At 38.5% G+C, this 19,586-nt stretch carries 10 protein-coding genes and 2 tRNA genes; 3 read left to right on the forward strand and 9 right to left on the reverse strand.

Translation table 11 applies throughout. The features are described from left to right. Window positions 1-381 precede the first annotated feature (381 nt). The 9 genes from B9O19_RS05755 to murC form a co-directional block, all read right to left on the reverse strand. The gene (locus B9O19_RS05755; protein WP_102365513.1) at window positions 382-3,738 is read right to left on the reverse strand and encodes a response regulator; all 3,357 of its coding nucleotides are present in this window, start codon (window positions 3,736-3,738) and stop codon (window positions 382-384) included. Beyond that, window positions 3,728-5,011: an ABC transporter substrate-binding protein gene (locus tag B9O19_RS05760; protein ID WP_102365514.1), complete on the reverse strand. Its 1,284-nt coding sequence runs from the start codon at window positions 5,009-5,011 to the stop codon at window positions 3,728-3,730. The genes B9O19_RS05755 and B9O19_RS05760 overlap by 11 nt, the downstream gene beginning before the upstream one ends. Before the next feature lie 24 nt (window positions 5,012-5,035). Further along, window positions 5,036-9,679: a hybrid sensor histidine kinase/response regulator gene (locus tag B9O19_RS05765; protein ID WP_245863035.1), complete on the reverse strand. Its 4,644-nt coding sequence runs from the start codon at window positions 9,677-9,679 to the stop codon at window positions 5,036-5,038. Window positions 9,680-9,778: 99 nt separating this feature from the next. Further along, window positions 9,779-13,366 (reverse strand): response regulator, encoded by a 3,588-nt coding sequence (locus B9O19_RS05770; RefSeq protein WP_102365515.1) that lies wholly within the window; start codon window positions 13,364-13,366, stop codon window positions 9,779-9,781. 344 nt (window positions 13,367-13,710) lie between these two features. Then, window positions 13,711-13,786 (reverse strand) — tRNA-Thr (locus B9O19_RS05775). 2 nt (window positions 13,787-13,788) lie between these two features. Beyond that, window positions 13,789-13,865, reverse strand: a tRNA-Asp gene (locus tag B9O19_RS05780). Between the two features lie 81 nt (window positions 13,866-13,946). Further along, window positions 13,947-14,669 carry a 16S rRNA (guanine(527)-N(7))-methyltransferase RsmG gene (rsmG, locus tag B9O19_RS05785; RefSeq protein ID WP_102365516.1) on the reverse strand — a complete coding sequence of 241 codons (723 nt, stop codon included), beginning with the start codon at window positions 14,667-14,669 and terminating at the stop codon, window positions 13,947-13,949. Between the two features lie 36 nt (window positions 14,670-14,705). After that, a complete protein-coding gene (locus B9O19_RS05790; RefSeq protein ID WP_102365517.1) occupies window positions 14,706-15,380 on the reverse strand; it encodes a GNAT family N-acetyltransferase in 675 nt (224 codons plus the stop codon). A gap of 11 nt (window positions 15,381-15,391) precedes the next feature. After that, complete coding sequence (gene murC, locus B9O19_RS05795) at window positions 15,392-16,771, reverse strand: UDP-N-acetylmuramate--L-alanine ligase (RefSeq protein ID WP_102365518.1); 1,380 nt, start codon at window positions 16,769-16,771, stop codon at window positions 15,392-15,394. Window positions 16,772-16,918: 147 nt separating this feature from the next. On the opposite strand from murC, the gene spoVG reads away from it, so the two are divergent. From spoVG to B9O19_RS05810, 3 genes are all read left to right on the forward strand, one after another. Continuing rightward, window positions 16,919-17,200 carry a septation regulator SpoVG gene (gene spoVG / locus B9O19_RS05800; RefSeq protein ID WP_102365519.1) on the forward strand — a complete coding sequence of 94 codons (282 nt, stop codon included), beginning with the start codon at window positions 16,919-16,921 and terminating at the stop codon, window positions 17,198-17,200. 301 nt (window positions 17,201-17,501) lie between these two features. Continuing rightward, entirely contained in the window at window positions 17,502-18,974 is a 1,473-nt protein-coding gene (gene trpE / locus B9O19_RS05805; protein WP_102365520.1) for an anthranilate synthase component I, read from the forward strand. Next, a complete protein-coding gene (locus tag B9O19_RS05810; RefSeq protein ID WP_102365521.1) occupies window positions 18,974-19,546 on the forward strand; it encodes an anthranilate synthase component II in 573 nt (190 codons plus the stop codon). The genes trpE and B9O19_RS05810 overlap by 1 nt, the downstream gene beginning before the upstream one ends. Window positions 19,547-19,586 lie beyond the last annotated feature (40 nt).

Below are 19,586 nucleotides of genomic sequence, written 5' to 3' on the forward strand. Positions count from 1 at the left end.
AAATATGCTATGCAAGTTATATCTTTTTGCGGCGTAACTCTGTAAACCCGCATGGAATAAGGTTTTCTAAAATTCCAACTCAACCCGCCGGGGGCTTTGGGGTTGGGTTTTCCAATAAGCGAATTTACTCAATTTAAATAATACAAATTGAGTAAAGCGTATGAGTATATACATTCATATACTGCTGCCGCAATAGTATTACTTTTATCTTATCTGCACATTCTATCTAAAAGTCACTATATACCAAATACTTATTTTATAAATAGTTTGATATAATTTTTTGGTGCTTTCTGTATGATATGACTGTAATGCAAATAAAATACATCTTCACCGGTTCTGTCAAAATTAGTTACAAGCCGATAAAACTAAAACAAGAGAATTTTAATCCGCGCTGTTACCGTTTAATACATTTATCAGAGTGGACTTTAATTTTTCTATATTTACTGGTTTAGAAAGGTGCCCGTTCATGCCTGCTCTCCGCGCCGCCCATATATCCTCTTCAAAGGCATTTGCCGTCATGGCGATTATGGGAATCCCGGAAGCGTCAGCCCTGTCTAACAGTCGGATAGCTTTTGTTGCGCTGTAACCATCCATCTTTGGCATTTGTATATCCATTAAAATTAAATCATAGTATCCAATTTCTGATTCAGATACTATTTTAACAGCTTCTTCTCCGTCTTTTGCCTCATCTGTTTGTATACCCATTTCATTAATTATTGTGCGTGCAATCTCGCGGTTAATTTCGTTATCCTCAACCAGCAGCACATGTTTGTCGGACAAATTTGTAATGTCTAATATGTTATTTGACTCTTCTGAAGTGTTATCTCCGCTTAGCTCATTCAACAAGTAACATAACTTTGAGCGATAGAACGGTTTGGAGATGAAAGACGTTACGCCTGACTTTTTTGCCTCATGTTCTATTTCCGACCAGTCATATGCGGTGAGAATGATTACAGGAATTTCAGAACCTATTTTCTGTCTTAACTGCCTGGTGGTTTCAATACCGTCCATATCAGGCATTTTCCAGTCAACGATTACAAGGCGGAATGGGTCTGATGTATCTTTTTCTCGGATTACGGTTTCCACCGCAGTCTTTCCCTCTGTTGTATATTCTGCTCTCAACCCTATTTCCTCTAAAAGTTCCGCCGCGTCTTTGCATGACTGTATGTCATCGTCAATTATCAAACAGCGTATTCCCTTCCATTCATGAGGAATTTCATCTTTTGGGGCGTCTTGAAGCTGCAGCGGAAATGTGACTGTGAAGACGGAACCTTTTCCGAGAGTGCTTTCAACCTGAATATCTCCGTTCATCAAATCAATTATATTTTTAGTTATTGCCATACCAAGGCCGGTTCCGTTTATTTTGTCAGCAGATGAATCGTTTGACCTTTCAAACGGCTGAAATAATTTTTCAATAAAATCAGGACTCATTCCTATTCCTGTATCAGAGCAAACAAATATATAGTTCTGATATCCTTTATGTATACTCTTCCTTTGTTTTACTTCAATACTTACTGTGCCTCCGGGTTTGGTATACTTAACCGCGTTGCTTAAAATATTAATATATACTTGGCGTATTCTGAGAGGATCGCCGATAACGTTTTCGTTTTTCATTACATCAAAACGCACATTGAGTTTGAGTTGATTAGCAATGGCTTGTGAACGTACCAATTCAATAGAATCGGCAACAAGTTCAGCAAAGTTAAAAGGCTCGTTTCTAAGAGAAAGTTTGCCGCTTTCAATTTTAGACATATCAAGCACATCGTTAATAAGACTGAGCAAGTGGTTGCTGGAAAGCCCAATTTTTTTCAGGCAGTCTAATACGCGTTCACGGTCGTCTATATGCGTGGTGGCAATGGCGGTCATTCCTAAAATAGCGTTCATAGGCGTCCTTATATCATGGCTCATATTTGACAGGAACTGGCTTTTTGCCTCGCTTGCTGATTTAGCGCTGTCTAGCGCGCTTTGAAGCGCTTGCCGCCTCTGTTCTTCTTCATACCGCTGTTCATCTATACGCCGTGAAATAAGTATAGCTAGTTTATCTTTGGAATATGGATTGTCTACATATATTATTTGTGTAGAAATCCAATGGTATTTTTTGTCCGAAAGGATTTGTTTGCATTCGATAAATATTTCATTTTTTTCTTTCCCTAAAGCGGCCGTCAGCGTTTCGGGTGCAAACCTTTCTTTAAATTCTTCAATACTGTCAGTGTGAATGGTAGAAACAATTTGATTATACAGTTCGGTATATGTCTTTTGTTTTCCGAGCCCAATCATGAGTCCCTCTTTCATATAAATGAAATTGAGTGTGTCTTTGGAAAGGTTTATACTGATAATAACAGGGTAGGCGTTGGAGATCGCTTTAACAAGAGTAATTCTTTCCTGGAGTTTTTCCCTCTCTGCGGCTTCCTCGGCTAATTTTTCTTTTGTTATATCATGAAACGCAGCGATTAACACCGGTTCTCCATTTTCACTGATTGTCTTCTCGACAATAACTGAGGCCCAGAAAAAGCTTCCGTCAGTTCTGACAATTCTGTGTTCAAAAGTGTTTCTCTGACTGTTTAGAGATACATTTGTAAAATCTTTGATAATTCTGTCAGCGTCTTCATGATAAATGAAATCTTTTAACTCTTTCCCCTTTGGCGCATCATTCAGCGAGCCATCGGGATAATGCAGAAGCCGAAGTCCCTCTTGATTGAGCTGTATCAGCTTAAACGGCTGGTTTACGGTTATGAGTGCAACCCCTTCCGGGAGGGCGTTATACAGGTGACCAATATAATTTGTTTGGTTGGTTATTTTTTTATTTGTCTTATTAGCATGATGGAAATAAAATAATGCCAAGAGAATTATTCCTAAAAGTATACAGCCTATAAGAAGCATGGAACGAATCAATATATCATTTGTTTGAGCGTCCACAACATCTTTAGGTATTATCGAAATTAAAAACCAGTCAGACTCCAGCTGTAACGGTGTGAAACAGAATACAGTTTTTTCATTTTGGTATGTAAATATAGCCCAGCCGGTGTCGTTGTTTTCTAATGACTGTGCAAATTGTTTAATATTGTTTGCGTCATTTTTGCCAGTAGGAAGCATGTCAAAAAGATTTTTAACTGTTTTGTTGCTGTTTGGATGCGGAGGACGGATTAAAACGTCTCCTTTGGTGTTGATGACATAAGAAAAGCCGGCGTCGTTATAAAAAGAGAGACTAAAACTTTCAACTATATTTTCTATCTCATATTCTTTGACCAAATAGGCTTTTGTTCCATCATTCATAGTGGTTCTTATAAATATATTAAAAACGTTTACCCCGGTTATGCTGCTGATGTGCGGGTCAATAATTCCGTTTGTAATATCAGAGTTCAGAACCGTCTCCTGCACTGTTTTGTCAATTTGGTTTCCTTTTGGGAAATAACTGCCGTCTTCAGTATACATACTTATATTTTCTTCTACATGGCCGTAGTTATTAATAATTGTTTCTATTTCATTTGTTTGGCTTAGGGAATATTTTTTTATATCTTTAGAGAGTACACTCATTGACTCATAATCGTTTTTGAGTTGGATCCGAAGAGTGTTGCAGCCTTGCTGAGTGTTTTCCATAATAGCTGTAATAGATTCTTCCCATAATTGATCTTGAACTCCCCGTATAAAAAGAAGTGTAAGGGAAACTAAAACAATACCTATAAGAATTGCGGCGAAAGCAATTTTCTTTTTAATATTGCCTGAAATGTTACGTTTCATTAGGAGCACCCCTTTCCGAACCGGCTTGTTCGTCTATCCATTGCATTGTGGATTCAAAAGACTCGCCTGAAAGCAATTTTTTAGTTGCGTCGGCTGTTAAATCCCAAATCGGCAAATCAAGCATAGAGTCTGTTCCTATTACTGTTCTTGATGATTGATAACAAGAAACAAGCGGTTGAATTTCTTTAACAGCAGATGGAGAACCGTTTTTAAGCGGACTGAACGATGATTGCTGGTCAGCGAACTTTTGTATGTTCTCATCTCGGGTAAAATATTCAACAAATTTTATTGCCTCGTCAAGATTTGCGGTTTCTGAGTTTATACTAAGCCTAGTATCAGCATTAATGACTTCTAAGGAACCGTCGTCCAATGCGGGATAGGGAACAACCTGAAATTCAAAGTCGGGAGACATTTCAGCAACGCGTCCTGCTGCCCAAGCTCCTGTCAGCATAAACGGCGTGTTTCCTTTTACAAACTCCGTCAAATCATCTGAAGTTTTTTTAGTGTTAAGGGTTTTAGCGGCGTCAATATAGCCCTTGTCAATGAATTCATTGACAAGAGAGAACCCGGATCCTAAGTAATCACTTAGAACTTTATCACCGGAACTTAAACTCTCAAAGATTTCTTGCTGGTTTTTGTTTTGATAAGCTGAGTAGAACCCTTTTCCTATAGCTAGGGTCTTTAATGAAATATCATTGTTGGCTATTATCGGCGTTGTTCCTTGCTCTAAAAAGTAATCGCATACTGTTCTCCATTCTCCTAAATTTTCGGGGACTTTTTGTTTATGTTTTTTCAGCAAGTCGGTGTTGCAATATAATCCAAAAACAGAAACAGTAGTAGGAACCCAGTATATACTGCCGTTGTCGTTCATCTGACTGAGCATACTGTCAGTATAGTTTGGGATTGTGCTGAGACCGGATAAGTCAGTCACTTTGCCCCGGGATTTAAGCTCAAGAAGAATGTCATGATTCACCATAAAAACATCGTCAGCTTTTCCTGTTTGAATACGCTTTTCCAATGCTTCATAGTATTCGTTTCCTTTAAGACTTTCATAAGAAACTCTGATTTCAGGATTTTCTTTCATAAAGTTTGATATTATTTCTTCTATAACTCTAACATTCTCTGTCTCGTATTTATTGCCGAAAAAAGTTATTGTTGTTGTATCGGGATTATTTTGATAACTCACAACCTTACTTTTTTCTGTGCACCCTGAGAGAAGAAAAATAGATGTCAAAATTATAATGAGCTGAAAAAACACTATTTTTCTAAACATATAGAATATCCTCCAATTATTTTTTTAGCCGTCCTTGTTGTTTTTTAATAATCTATTTAAAGTGTTCAGCAGTATGCTTACGTCAACAGGTTTAGATATATGGGCGTTCATTCCGGAGTCTAATGCAGACTGTATGTCCTCAGCAAAGGCGTTTGCGGTCATTGCGATAATCGGTATAGTTTTAGACTCTGGGTTTCCGATGTTCCTTATGGCGCGGGTTGCCTCATATCCATTCATTTTTGGCATTTGGATATCCATTATGATGGCGTCATAAGTTCCGGGAGCCGCGGAGGAAAATGCAGAAACCGCCTTTTCTCCGTTCTCTTCAACGGTATATTCAGCGCCGTATAAATCTAGCAGGCCGCAGAGTATTTCTGCGTTTATGTCATTATCTTCGGCGATTAAGAAACGCCGTCCTAAAAATAGGTTTTTGTCTTTTGGTATCGAATCTTCAGTATTGTTTTTGGAGATTGTTTTTTCTATGTTATTGTTTATTTTATATTCGAGTTCAACTTTGAAGGTGCTGCCGATATCAGGTTTGCTGTCTACAGAGATTTTTCCGTTCATTAGTTCAACAAGCCCTTTAGTAATACTAAGACCGAGACCGGTGCCTTCAATCTTGGCGGCTGAACTGTCACGCGCAAACGGATCAAAAATATGCTTTAAAAACTCCTCAGACATTCCGACGCCGGTATCAGAGACCGTAAAACAAAAACGAACATTATTTGTCTTTAATGCCGGGATTTCTTCAACTGTAAAATCAATTTTTCCTCCGAACGGGTTAAACTTTACGGCGTTGTTTAAAATGTTAATAAGTATTTGGTTAATACGCAGAGAATCGCCCAAAAAATAATTATGTTTGATTTCTTTTAGCTTGTAATTAAATTTAAGCCCGGCTTCCTTCGCCTGAGGTTCGATAATGACGGCTATTTGGTTTATTAAATCAGGAAGATATACCGGAACTATGTTCATGGCTATCTTTGAACGTTCAATTTTACTCATATCTAAGATATCATTTACCAAACTTAATAGATGTTTTGAGGAAACAGATATTTTTTTAAGACAGTCTAATACTTTTTCACGGTTGTCAAGATGAACTTCAGCTAAAGTGGTCATTCCGATAATTGCATTCATAGGGGTGCGTATATCATGGCTCATTGTGGATAGAAAGTCACTTTTTGCTTTATTTGCTTCTTCAGCAAGCTCGAGAGCTCTTTCTAAGGTTTCTTTAGTGTGCCTTTCGGCGGCGAGCATATCTGTCACATCCGCCCTTACCATACAGATTGTTCGGTGGTTTTCATCGCCCCAAAGCACGTTGATTTGTTTGTATCTGAGACCGTCTTCTGTCTTCTGCGGATACACAAAGTCATAACCGGACGGCTTTTTTGAAAGATTTTTAATCATCGATGAGATTGTAAACCGCATTTTTAATTCGGCTTTTTCTTTTTCAGTATCCTGTTGGTTTGCAAAAATATTTAATTTTTTATCGTAATCATCTATAATGTACGGAGTCAGATTTTCAAGCACGATTTGACGTGTATACAGCGTTAAGCGTGAATCATCAATGTTAAAAAGACACGCCAGGTCAAAGGTATATGCTATCATATTGAGAAGGCCTTGCTGTTCCCTGACAGAGTCAGTAATATCTGAACACACCAGGCTGACACGGTCAAGCCTTAAATCTATAGCTGAAACAGTCATGTTTTTACTCCGGATGTCTCCTTTTTCGTCTGAAATAGCATAGGCAAATGTATATGAACCTTCTTTTTTTAATCTTTGGCGTATCTCATCCGGTTCAAGTAATTTTGAATACTGAGCTTTGTCTTTGGGTACTATAGCTGTGCTGACCATATCAAGAACCCTTTGTGAATGACGGCCATACTTTGGCGGCGCACAATGGGCGTTCTTATTGCATGAAAGGACAGTGAAAGAATCGTTTGAAAGATTTAAATCAATGACATAGTCATAGCTGGTGATTGAAAGCTGATGAAGTATGCGGTCGGATATTGTCTGTTCAGTAATGTCAGTCACTGTCAGTATTCCGGTAATATCTCCGCTGTCCGGCGCCTCAATCATATTTACTTTAAACTGTACGTAACGTCCTTTTTCTTCTTTCGGCAGCTTCACAAAGCATTTTAATATCTTTTCAGTATCATGGTTTAAATAAGCCTCTAAAGACGGTTTGTTTAAATAAGTATCAAGAAACTGCTGATGTTCGTTTTCATCTGTTACCAAACCGGCTATGCCGGAAAAGAATTCATTGCGTACATAGCCGAAAGTCTTTAAGAGATCTGAATCCGTATAATCAATAATTTCAAGTATTTTATTTTTCGTTATGTTGCAGTGTCCCAAAATCAGGGTGTCAGGCCCGGGTGCCTGATAGTGCTGCAGCAGTATATTTTCGTACTGTTGTCTGAGCTGATCCTTTTCTTCCACGGATTTGCTTATATCAGTATGAACCGTATATAATCTTTTGACTCCATCCGAAGAATGTATTAATGAAATAGTGCTCTTTACCCAAATATAACCGCCGTCTTTTAGTTTTAGCCGGCCTGTCAGTTCACAGTGACTGTTTCCGCTGTTTATTGAATCCAGAACTTTATTTTTTATATTGTCTGAATCATCGGAATGAAAGCTTGCAAATATATCGTTTTTATATACGTTCTCCACTTCCTCGACTGTCATATGACACATGGAGGCAAATCCTTCGGATATATATTCAGGGATTAAGCTGTTGTCAGATTCATACCGTATTACGGTTATTCCGCCCGGCAGATTTTCTACAACGCTTTGAAAATACATAGACAGCCGTTCTTTTTCAAATTTGATTTTAGTTTCTTCCGTAACGTCACGCACATATTTTACATATGCGGATATACCGTTCCAGTCGGTTTCATGAAACCGAGTGCTGTAAAACTTGTCTGTTCCGTCAACTAACATATCATGTTCCGAGTTGTCAGGTTTGTGACTTTTCAGAGTGCAAAATTCACATGGAGCGCTTTTGCCGAAAAGCGCCTTATAACATTTTTCCCCTATAGTAATATTATCTTTGAGAAAAAGATTTTTCGATTCATTTGTGTAAAATAATTCATAGGTATCTTTGCTGATAACATATATACCGTCGGCGGTTTCATTTGCAATACTTTGGAACAGTCTGGTTTCAGAAGACATGCCGGTAATAACCGCATAAAATCTTGAAGAGTCGGAAAGCGGTCCCATACGGCGCCCGTTTAGGTGAATCCATACCAGGGAACCGTCTTTGTGGTGTACCCTATACGATATATCTAAAACCCTTCCGCTTTTTAACGCTGATACAGCTTCATCCGAAACACGTTTTTTATCGGCTTCATATATTACTTCTAATGCGTTGTTTTTAGTTATTTCTTCTAGTTCTTTACGGGTATGCCCGGATAAAGCCACTATGCCGTCAGAAAAAAATATTGGAATAAATTGTCCGTCTTCAATACGGTAACTGGCAATTCCGCCGGGGATAGAGTTAACGAGATGGTCTAGCTCAAGCTGCGTTTCTTTCAGATTTGATATATTATGAAATACGCAGTGTATCAGCGGACAGCCGTCCTCTTCACCAATTTGTTTCGCCTGAACATGTACCCAAACTATATGTCCGTCACGGTGCTGTTTTCGAAAGTCGAATTCGGTAACGGTGTGATTCTTTATAGCTTCCTGTATATTTGATACCACCATTTCGGTGTCTTCATAATAAGTCATTTTGGCAGCGTCTTCTTTGATGAGTTCGTGGTATTCTTCGACTGTGTAGCCTGAAAGTTCCGGTACGCCGTCTGAGAAATAGATAGTTTCAAAAATATCGGATACTTTATAAATTGCCACTCCACCGGGGATTGCATTAATAATATCCTGCATTTTATCTTTGGCTGCAGTCAATTCTTGTTCAAGAAGTACCCGTTTATTAACGTCAGAATAAACGCCGTACAAAAATTTAGTATTGTCGGCTTGTGTTTCAACTGATCCATCAAGGCGTATCCAGCGATATTCATTTTTATTATCATTCCAGACGCGGTATATATATTGTACGAGTCCGCCCTTTAAAATAGCGTCTTGAATTTTAGATTGTAATACAGGAAGGTCGTCGGGGTGAACACCAAGAAAGCTGGTATCATTCTCAATTTCTTTTATATGTTCCTTCGAGTAACCCATGATTCCATAGAAAGCGGGATTATGAAACAGCGGCGATATTTTGCCGTTTTCAAATTTATATACGCATAATCCGCATGGAATACAGCTGAAAGTAGTCTGTAGTTCTTCTTTGACAGCCTTAGATTTGTTCTCTTCCTTTTTTCTCTCAGTAATATCTGTTATGTATTCGATATGGGCTTCTCTGCCGTCCCAATCAATAATTTTACCGCTAAGCTGATATATGCTCGAATCAATAGGTAGTTGGAATTCACGAACCAAAAATTTATCCCGGCTCATTTTGGACGTCTGACAGAATGAGCAGGGCTGAGTGAAACCGGCAGCCTCATAGCAGGTTCGTTCCTGACCGGTTGAGTTGCTCGCGAGAATGTCTCTGGCCTTTTCGTTTATGTACAGCAGTTCATAATTATCAATGGCCGACACATATATTGCTGTCGGAGAGTTATTAAGTATTGTAATTATTTGTTCTATAGCCGGAGAATTTTTATCGGACACAATATTCACCTCCTTGTATTTAATGTCGTAAAAATTGTAAAACAGTTTTATATTTCATATTTTAAAATTATTACAGATCCAGTTTATAGTACGTTAATATTATTTATCCTGTTCAAAAATAAAATCATAAAGCGTTTGATATAATTTGTCGGGTTCAATTGGTTTTGCTAAATGTGCATTCATACCGGCAGCTTTGCTTTTTTCGATATCATCGTCAAAAGCATTGGCGGTCATGGCTATTATCGGAATAGTTTTGGCGTCGCCGTTGCTTAAGTGGCGTATATTGCTGGCGGCGGTGAGACCGTCCATTATTGGCATGCGTATATCCATTAAGATTGCGTCATAATATCCGTTTTGAGATTTATTAAATATTTCTATAGCGCGCAGACCGTTTTCGGCGGTGTCGACAGAAAATCCTTTGGATTTAAGCAGCATAACAGCTACTTCAGTGTTTATCATATTATCTTCAACCAGTAAAATATGTTTTCCTGAAAAATCGTATTCCAAGGTTTTCGCCTGCTGTGATTTCTCTTCCTTTTCACCCATAGCTTTAGAAAAAGCAGAAATAAGAGACGATTTAAACATAGGCTTGCTCATAAGCATATTTACTCCGGCTAACTTTGCTTCATGCTCTATTGAAGCCCAGTCATAGGCGGTCATAATAATAATTGTAACGTCAGGGCCGACAATTTCTCTTATCTGCCGTGCAGTTTCGATACCGTTCAATTCCGGCATTTTCCAATCTATCAGTATCATGTCGAAATATTTTTTGTTATTGTAAAGCTCTTTCACTCGTTCAATAGCCTTTATGCCGCTGTCCACCCATTCGGCTTTAACTCCCATTTCTTTGAGGGTAACGACAGCGCTTTCACACACCGTCACATCATCATCTACAACCAGCGTCTTTAGATGCGAAAAGTTATATGTTATTTTCTTATGTTTATGATGAAGCAATTCCTCATCGCTGATACCCAATTTTACGTCAATTGTAAATTCTGTTCCTATATCTTTTATAGAGCGAACGGTTATGTTTCCGTCCATCATATCAACAATATTTTTAGAAATTGCCAATCCCAAACCGGTTCCGCCGTAAAGTGAGGTTGTTCCGGTATATTCCTGTGAAAACGGTTCGAATATATGAGGAATAAACTTATCGCTCATTCCTATACCGGTGTCATTTACAATAAATCTCAGAACTGCGTCGTTTTTTAATTTTCTGTGAACTGAAGCAGAAAAAGAAACCTTACCGTTCTCGCTTGTAAACTTTATAGCGTTGCTGAGAATATTTATTAATACCTGTTGAAGTTTCATAGCGTCGCCGATGTAATAGTCGTCCAGTATTGGATCAACTATACACTCGTATTCAACATTTTTGGCCGCTGCTTGAGAGTAGCATATCGAATTGATGCCGTTTAAGAATTCTTCTATAGGTATCTTCTCAGATTTTAAAAGCATTTTACCGCTTTCGATTCTGCTCATGTCAAGAATATCGTTTATAAGCGAGAGCAGAAAACGTGACGAGATACCAATTTTAGAAATACAGTCTGCCACCTGTTCATCGTTTCCGATAGCCTGTGCCGCAATAGTGCTCATACCTATTATTGCATTCATGGGTGTACGGATTTCATGACTCATCCTGGATAGAAAATCAGTTTTGGCGGCGTTCGCCTGTTCTGCAGCAACCAGAGCTGAGGCGAGTTCCTCCTTTTGATGTTTTTCTTTCTCCACAATATCTGTTACATCGGTGCGCGCCATACAAACCCGGCCCAGTTCCTTATTGATATAAAACACTTCCAGCCTTTTGGTTTGGAGCTTGCCATAAATGTTTTTCATTTCTATTATAAATGAATATGTTTTATTTGTTTTAAGTTGTTCTTTTATATAATCGAAATCAAGTTTTGTAAGGTATTCATTCGTAGATTTCTCATCCATAAATTTATCTGCTATGTTTCTGATTTCCTCTTGAAACTTACCGCTGGGAGGCAAAGTGTTTCCATCTTCTTTATTGAATGAAAGGAGTTTGTATTGGTTTTTATTTATGTCTATTTCTGTTATAATATCATAATCTATTTCTGCTATCATCCTGAGCAGTTGTTCCTGAAGCTTTTGCTCAGTAACGTCCAAAGTATAAAAAAATGCAATTATATTATCATTTTCGGGATTAACGCAGAAGCGAAAGCTTGTAGTTGACCAAAAAACTGAGTTATCATTTCCTTGACTGAGAAAGTCAAAATGATAGTTGCTTTTACCTAACGCAAAATTTTGAAGAACAGTTTCTCTGTTTAACGAAGTAAGAATTTTTTCTCCATACTCGGAGTCAACAGCGGACTTTGACAAATTCTCTATAATTTTATCGTAGGTATCTCCGACTTTGGCATGAACTAAGTTGAGTGTTGATGTATAGCTTTCCAAGATATTTTGGGTAACATTCAGACGCCCTTGAATTATACGGTCAGAGGGAGATTGTTCCGCAAAGTGTTTTAACTCGTTCTCATATAACTCCTTAACACGCTCCTGAAGACGTTTCTTTTCGGTTATATCTACAAAAACGCAATAGAAACAACTATCTTCATTTTCTTCTTTAAATAACTGAGCCTTAACAGATATCCATTTTACTGTTCCGCCCTTACATATAACTCGGTTTTCTTTGTCTATGGTGTTCCCGTTTCTAAGTTGTATACTGAGTTCATCAATAATTTTTTTCATGTCGTCAGGGTGCAGAATTGAAGCCATACAATTGCCCATTTCTAAAAACTCTTCCCTGGTATATCCTAAAAAGTCATATAATCCGTCATTTGCATCTATAATGGAGAGTTTCGAGTCAAACCGGCAGCGGAAGACGGCGCCCGGAATATTGTTATATATGTGCAGAATTTCATCTTGTGTTTTCTTTTGAGCGGTTATGTCTATACATACTGATATTATGCCGGGCTTTCCGCTCTCGGTAATAATAGTGCGGCTTAAATCGTGAACCCATATATATGAGCCGTCTTTTTTCTTCATGCGATATTCAACTTCATATTCATTATTTTCTTTAAGTTGTTTATCAATCTCTATTTTTATAGATTTCCTGTCGTCAGGATGCATGCAGTTGGTTATCAATCCGTTTATATCTGCTATAAAATCTCCTTCATTATCATATCCCAAATAGTCCAGCATTTGACGGTTTACAAAATAAAAGGGCAGCCCTTCTTCTAAATATCCGCCCATCATACCGCCCGCCAGAGAGTCGTTCAAAAGTTTATTCCTAATTTGGGCTGTATTTTTCATAACCAGCGTTTGAGGATAATGCTCTTGCTCCCGTTGGCTGCTGCTTGGCTCGGCGAAATGCAGATTGTTAATCAGCCAGCGGCCGTTTTCCTTAACTACCAAAAAAAAGGCTCTGAGATGCCATTCATATAGAGAGTTTTTTAGTATCATTTCGGCTGATGATTTATATACGTCATCAGAAATCTTTTGATCATGGATAAAGACAAGTTCATAATCAAAAGGTTCAGATATTTCCTCGATATCACGCTCAATATAATTTAGCATGTCGGTTTTTCCATTTTCATATTCACTTTGTCCCGTGCCGACAAAGGTGATGTCATCAGATAAATATTCTGCCGCGCTTTTCGCATCACGATTTTTAAACCAAGTAACGCAAAAATTGTTTAAATTTTCGTGAATTATATTTTTTTGCAACATTCGACTCTTCCCTTCAAGACGATTCTCAAATAATTATTTATATTTTACATTTTTATCTTTAAAATTTTTATAAAAAATGTAAATCTATCACATAAACTTTACAAGATTTAATTTATATATTATAACATATTGGGTTGAAAAAAGCAATAAATTTTATATGACCGGAGAACTCTATAAAAACTAAGAATATAAATTTTTATGCAATGTTTTTAGAATTTAAAACATGGATTGTCTTATTTATATCTTATTATGATAAAAAAATTTAAATAAAAGTTTCGGTTAGATTCTGTATATTAAAGAGTGGAAAATAAATGAAAAAAAGACTATACATCTGTATAGTCTCTTGGAGCTACCTAGCGGAGTCGAACCGCCGACCTCTTCCTTACCAAGGAAGTGCTCTGCCAACTGAGCTAAGGCAGCATTGGCGATCCGGATGGGGTTCGAACCCACGACCTCCAGCGTGACAGGCTGGCATTCTAACCAACTGAACTACCGGACCACGTAAACAGCTATATTATAATAGCATAACCAGCTGTTTATTGTCAATAGTTTTTTTATAAAAATATTGTTTAAATAAAAATTATAGAACAGGTTTACTTTGCTGTTTTATTTTCTTTGATGTTCTGGGGAAAGATTTGGGGGTTGGTTTAACTTTTTTTATAACTATCAGACTTCTGACTATATCAGAATTGGGCAAAGGCGCTTTTATTATTTTGTCAATCCTGCCGCCTAAATTGCATATCATGGCTCTGGCTGAATCAACTTCCTGTTCTGCGCCTTCAGCTTTCAGTGCGATAAACATTCCGCCGGGTTTGATATAGGGCAGACAGTATTCTGATAGGGCTGTCATATTAGCCACGGCTCTTGAAATTACATAATCAAATTTTTCCCTGTACTCGGGTTTTCTCGATAAGTCCTCAGCTCGTCCGTGAACGCATACAGTATTTGACAAATTGAGTTCGTTTGAGACAAGAGTGAGAAAATTAATTCTTTTATTTAAGGAATCAATCAAGGTCAGATTAATATCGTCGCGTATAATTTTTATAGGCAGCCCTGGAAAGCCGGCGCCTGTGCCGACGTCTGCAATATTTGCCCCGGTTTTTATTTCAATATGTGCAAGAGGCAGAATAGAATCAAGAAAGTGCTTGACCGATATACCGTCGTCGTCTGTGATGGCAGTAAGATTAATTTTGTTATTCCATTCCTTCAGAAGTTCTGAGTATTTTGAAAAGCGTTCAATCTGTTCCTCCGTTGTTTCCATACCGAGTTTTTTGATTCCTTCGATTAACAATTCCTTATTCATAGTATATCCCGTCCCGGTTATTTTTATAGTTTTTTATCAATATTCCAAGTCCTTTTCATAACGGTATGCCTCCAATACAAAAGGCTTATTGTTTCGTATTATTTCAATACTCCCGGTTCTTGTCCTTTCAAAACCTTGTTTTTCATAAAACTCATAGGTGCACATATTGTCGGTAAGAACATAAATCCTCTTAACTTTGTGCCTTCTGAAATGGCTGTAGAGCTGTTCGATTAAATTTTTTCCTATACCGTGACCGCGCGCTTCACTGCTGACTGCGAACAGGGTTATGTCACCGTCCAGTCCGCTGATTTGAGGCTCCAGTGAATCGTAAAGCTCCTTCTGTCCTATAAATGAGCGGTAGTATTTAGGTTTTAGAATTGATTTTAAAACAAATCCCAGGTTGCACGGCGCAAGTTTAATCTTTGCGCCAAAGTGCAGAAGAGGCCAATTTTGAGTTTTGGCAAGACCAAAAATAACCCCAACAATTTTCCCGTTTAAAACAGCAACCTGACAGAAAGAAGAAATAACAAAATATTGCCCCAAAAAACATTTTGTCATGCTGTACAGGTCTTTTTCGTTGTCCAGAAACGAACCGAAATCAAATGCTTCGCTTACGATTCCGCACAGTTCGGGAATATCGGAATATTTTGCTTCACGATAGACAACAATGTCTTTTGTCTGATTCAGCGATATATATTTTTTCCTGCCCATATAATGTCCTCCTATTTTTGTGTAAGCGAGTATCCGAGGTCGCAGATGTTTCCGGCCCCCATTGTTATAACTAAATCTCCGGGCTTGGCGTTTGAAAGTATATACCGTTTCATTGCGTCCATATCGTTCATATAGACCACACCCGGTATAAGCCGTGCCAAATCGCATGCGTGCATTGTTCCGTCATACTTTTCTCTGGCCGGATATATATCTGTTATCATTACTCTGTCAGCCGTTTTAAGTGCAGAGGCGAATTGTTCCAAAAACGCAGCTGTACGGGTATAAGTGTGGGGCTGAAAAGCCACCCAAACATTGTTGTATCCCATTTTTTTAGCTGTTTCAAGAGTTGTTTTTATTTCTGTCGGATGGTGTGCATAATCATCCACAACATCAACTCCCGTTTCGGTTTTTCCCAAACGGTCAAATCTCCGTTTCGCGCCCCTGAACTCTTCGAGACCGCTCTTTATATATTCGGGTTCTATGCCTAAAAATTCACATGCCGCCGTTACGCCTAAGGCGTTGCATATATTGTGGTCTCCGGCAACATTAAGGCTGACGCTTAACACTTTTCTGTCCTTATTGAATATATCAAAGGTAGGACAACCATTCTTTTCTAAAGTTATATTTTCAGCAGTATAATCAGCGTTTTTGTTATTTAAGGCGTAAGTAACAGCCTTTTTTTTGACATTTTGCACAATAGATTGGGTAGTATTTTCGTCAATACATACAATATTGCAGCCGTTATCACTTGTAAGACTTGCAAATTTCACGAAAGATGTTATAATATGATTAAGGTCTTTAAAATAGTCCAGGTGGTCTTCTTCTATATTTGTGATAATGGAGACAAACGGTTTAAAATGCAGGAAGCTTTCAACGTATTCGCACGCTTCAAACGGAAGATATTCGTTTCCGCCTATATGATAATTACCGCCGATTTGACTGAGTTCACCGCCGATTAATATTGTAGGGTCTTTGTGTGCGGCAAGCAGCACGAGGGAGAGCATAGACGAGGTAGTAGTCTTGCCGTGAGTTCCGGCTACCGCAATAGGATATTTATATTTTTCGAGCAGAGCACCTAGGAAAACCGCTCTCTCAACAACCGGAATACCTAAAGTTTTGGCTTTGACAAGTTCCGGATTATCCGGAGATATAGCCGCGGTATAGCACACGGCGTCAGGATTTTTTATATTATCAGCGGATTGACCGATAAATATTTCAGCGCCGTTTTGTTTAAGGCGGTCTGTAAGACCTGATGGTTTAGCGTCGCTGCCTGAGACCTTGTAACCAAAGTTCAGCAGCATTTCAGCAATACCGCTCATGCTGATTCCGCCGATTCCTATCATGTGTATATAAGCGCCTTTAGGCAAATCGGATATAGAAAAATTATTCATTTTTTATATTACCTCTTTCATCGTGAATTGGTTATGGGATTAGTATACTATATTTTTGGGATTATTTCAAGAATATAAACAATTTTAGTACAAAATTAAAAATTTTTATATATTCGGGGCAAGCTCCGGGAAAGGATGGGAGAAGTAATGCAAATTACCGACATCAGAATCAGAAAGATAAATACAGAAGGAAGGATGAAGGCGGTCGTATCCGTTACATTTGACGATGCGTTTGTAGTGCATGACATTAAAGTCATTGAGGGCCAGGAAGGCAGACTGTTCACAGCTATGCCGAGCAGAAAGACCCCTGACGGTGAGTATAAGGACATTGCACATCCGATTAACTCGGAGACAAGATCCGAATTAAATGATAAAATTCTTCAGAAGTATCAGGAAATTTTAGAAGAAACTCCTGAAGAGGAAGCTTAACAATTTTTATTTCCCCGGCACATTATATGCCGGGGAATGTCTTTTTATAAATCAAATAATAAATTTTCAAGAAAAGTATTGACAAATTTTATTTAGGCGTATATAATGTAGCATACAGATTTAGTTCGGATTAGACGAGATTAGGTATTATATTAGATGAGATTAGATGAGTGGGCTGAAATAGTGCCCGAAAGCGCTCGGTTGATTGATGTGGTTCAGCTTCCATGCGCGGAGTTTATTTAATTTGAATACTTGATTATTGTCTGCTCTTAATCCAAAAAATTATGAGGAGGCTTTTTTTATGTTTTATCCCACTTTTGAACAGGTTCAGGAGTATGCTGATAAGGGCTATGACCTGATACCTGTATCATTGTCAATTTTCGCTGATATGGATACGCCCATATCGGCTTTCAGAAAACTTGAAACTGATAAATACTGCTTTTTGCTGGAGTCGGTGGAAGGAAATGAAATGACCAATAGATATTCTTTTATTGGGAGAAATCCGTTTTTAACCTTTAAGAGTTATGGTGATAAAGTTGTTTTGACCGATTTTAACGGGGTTCAGACCGTAAAGAGAGGAAATCCGCTTGATATTTTAAGTGAATACTCTGAGAAGTATAAATCCCCAATAATTGAGGGGCTGCCGGAATTCAGCGGCGGCGCTGTAGGATGTTTCTCCTACGATTTGGTGAGACTTTCGGAAAATTTGCCGAATGTTCCTGAGGACGATTTGGAGCAGCCTGATATGCACTTTATGTTTACGGATGAGATTATAGCTTTTGATAATAAAAAAAAGAAGCTGGTGCTCATGGTAAATATTCATCCCGGCGACAACTTAAAGTTTAGATATGACAGAGCCGTAGAGAGGCTCATGGAAATAAGAAATGAATTGAACTCTCCGCTTCCTGAGCTGAATGAACCTAAAAATGGGTTTAGGGGGAGCTCTAAGCCTAAAAGCAACGTTACTAAATCAGAGTTTTGCAATAGCGTTGAAAAAGCGAAAGAGTATATAAAGAACGGCGATATTTTTCAGGTGGTGCTGTCACAGAGGTTTGAAATTGAAAATTACAGCGACCCTTTTAATGCCTATAGAGCCATAAGGGTGATAAACCCGTCGCCGTATATGTATTACTTAAAGTTTGACAACTGTCAAATAGCCGGCGCGTCTCCCGAGATGCTTGTGAGAGTTGAGAACGGGATTGTTCAGAACAGTCCGATAGCAGGTTCCAGACCGCGCGGTGAGACTGAAGAACTTGACAGACACAATGAGTTTGAACTGATAGCTGACCCAAAAGAGAATGCTGAACATATAATGCTGGTTGACTTGGGCAGAAATGATTTGGGTAAGGTTTGTGAGTTTGGGAGCGTTAATGTTAAACGTCTAAAATATATACAGAGGTTTTCACATATCATGCATATGACATCTGACGTTGAGGGTGTTCTGAGGCAGGATAAGAATCGGTTTGACGCATTAAAAAGTGTTCTTCCGGCAGGCACACTGTCAGGGGCGCCAAAAGTCAGAGCAATGGAGATAATTGACGAGCTGGAAAACAGGAAGCGAGGATTTTATGGAGGAGCGATAGGATATATCGGATTCGGAGGAAGCCTTGATTCCTGTATAACCATAAGAACCGCATTGTTTAAAGACAACAAGGCTTATGTTCAGGCCGGGGCCGGAATAGTATATGATTCAGTGCCCGAGACAGAGTATACAGAAACGCTGAACAAGGCTATGGCAATGATTGACGCGATTGAAAAGGCGGGTGAACTTTAATGATTTTGATAATAGATAATTATGATTCGTTCACCTATAATCTTTTTCAGTGTGTGGGAACCCTGGTACCTGATATATTGGTATACAGAAACGATAAGATAACAGTTCAGGAAATAAGAAAAATGAAACCGGAGCGGATTATAATCTCTCCCGGTCCGGGATATCCCGATGACGCCGGAATTTGTATTGAGCTAATCAGAGAGTTTTATAAGGAACTGCCGATTCTGGGGGTTTGCCTGGGACATCAGTCAATTGGCGAAGCTATGGGCGGAAAGACAATACATGCGCCGCGTCTGATGCATGGCAAGACGGACAGAATAAAAATTGTTGATAAGTCGTCCCGGGTATTTTCCGGATTTGTTGGAGATACGGCTGAGGTAGGCAGATATCATTCATTGGTGACTGATAAGGACTGTCTGCCGGAGTGTATGAAAGTCACGGCGGTAAGCGGAGACGGAGCGGTTATGGCAATGGAACACAAGGAGTATCCGCTGTTTGGAATGCAGTTTCATCCTGAATCAGTTCTGACTCCTGACGGACCAAAAATGATTGAGAACTTTTTAAGGATATAAATTTGATATAGTTGAAAATGAAATTTGTAGGATTCGTTTT

The sequence above is a fragment of the Monoglobus pectinilyticus genome, from assembly GCF_002874775.1.
Classification (GTDB): Bacteria; Bacillota; Clostridia; order Monoglobales; family Monoglobaceae; genus Monoglobus; species Monoglobus pectinilyticus.

Bases quoted from the DNA above. Each gene is read 5' to 3' on its own strand.
- trpE (WP_102365520.1), top strand. From the start codon at position 17,502: ATGTTTTATCCCACTTTTGAACAGGTTCAGGAGTATGCTGATAAGGGC.
- B9O19_RS05790 (WP_102365517.1), bottom strand. From the start codon at position 15,380: ATGGGCAGGAAAAAATATATATCGCTGAATCAGACAAAAGACATTGTT.
- spoVG (WP_102365519.1), top strand. From the start codon at position 16,919: ATGCAAATTACCGACATCAGAATCAGAAAGATAAATACAGAAGGAAGG.
- B9O19_RS05770 (WP_102365515.1), bottom strand. From the start codon at position 13,366: ATGTTGCAAAAAAATATAATTCACGAAAATTTAAACAATTTTTGCGTT.
- B9O19_RS05810 (WP_102365521.1), top strand. From the start codon at position 18,974: ATGATTTTGATAATAGATAATTATGATTCGTTCACCTATAATCTTTTT.
- rsmG (WP_102365516.1), bottom strand. From the start codon at position 14,669: ATGAATAAGGAATTGTTAATCGAAGGAATCAAAAAACTCGGTATGGAA.
- murC (WP_102365518.1), bottom strand. From the start codon at position 16,771: ATGAATAATTTTTCTATATCCGATTTGCCTAAAGGCGCTTATATACAC.
- B9O19_RS05760 (WP_102365514.1), bottom strand. From the start codon at position 5,011: ATGTTTAGAAAAATAGTGTTTTTTCAGCTCATTATAATTTTGACATCT.
- B9O19_RS05755 (WP_102365513.1), bottom strand. From the start codon at position 3,738: ATGAAACGTAACATTTCAGGCAATATTAAAAAGAAAATTGCTTTCGCC.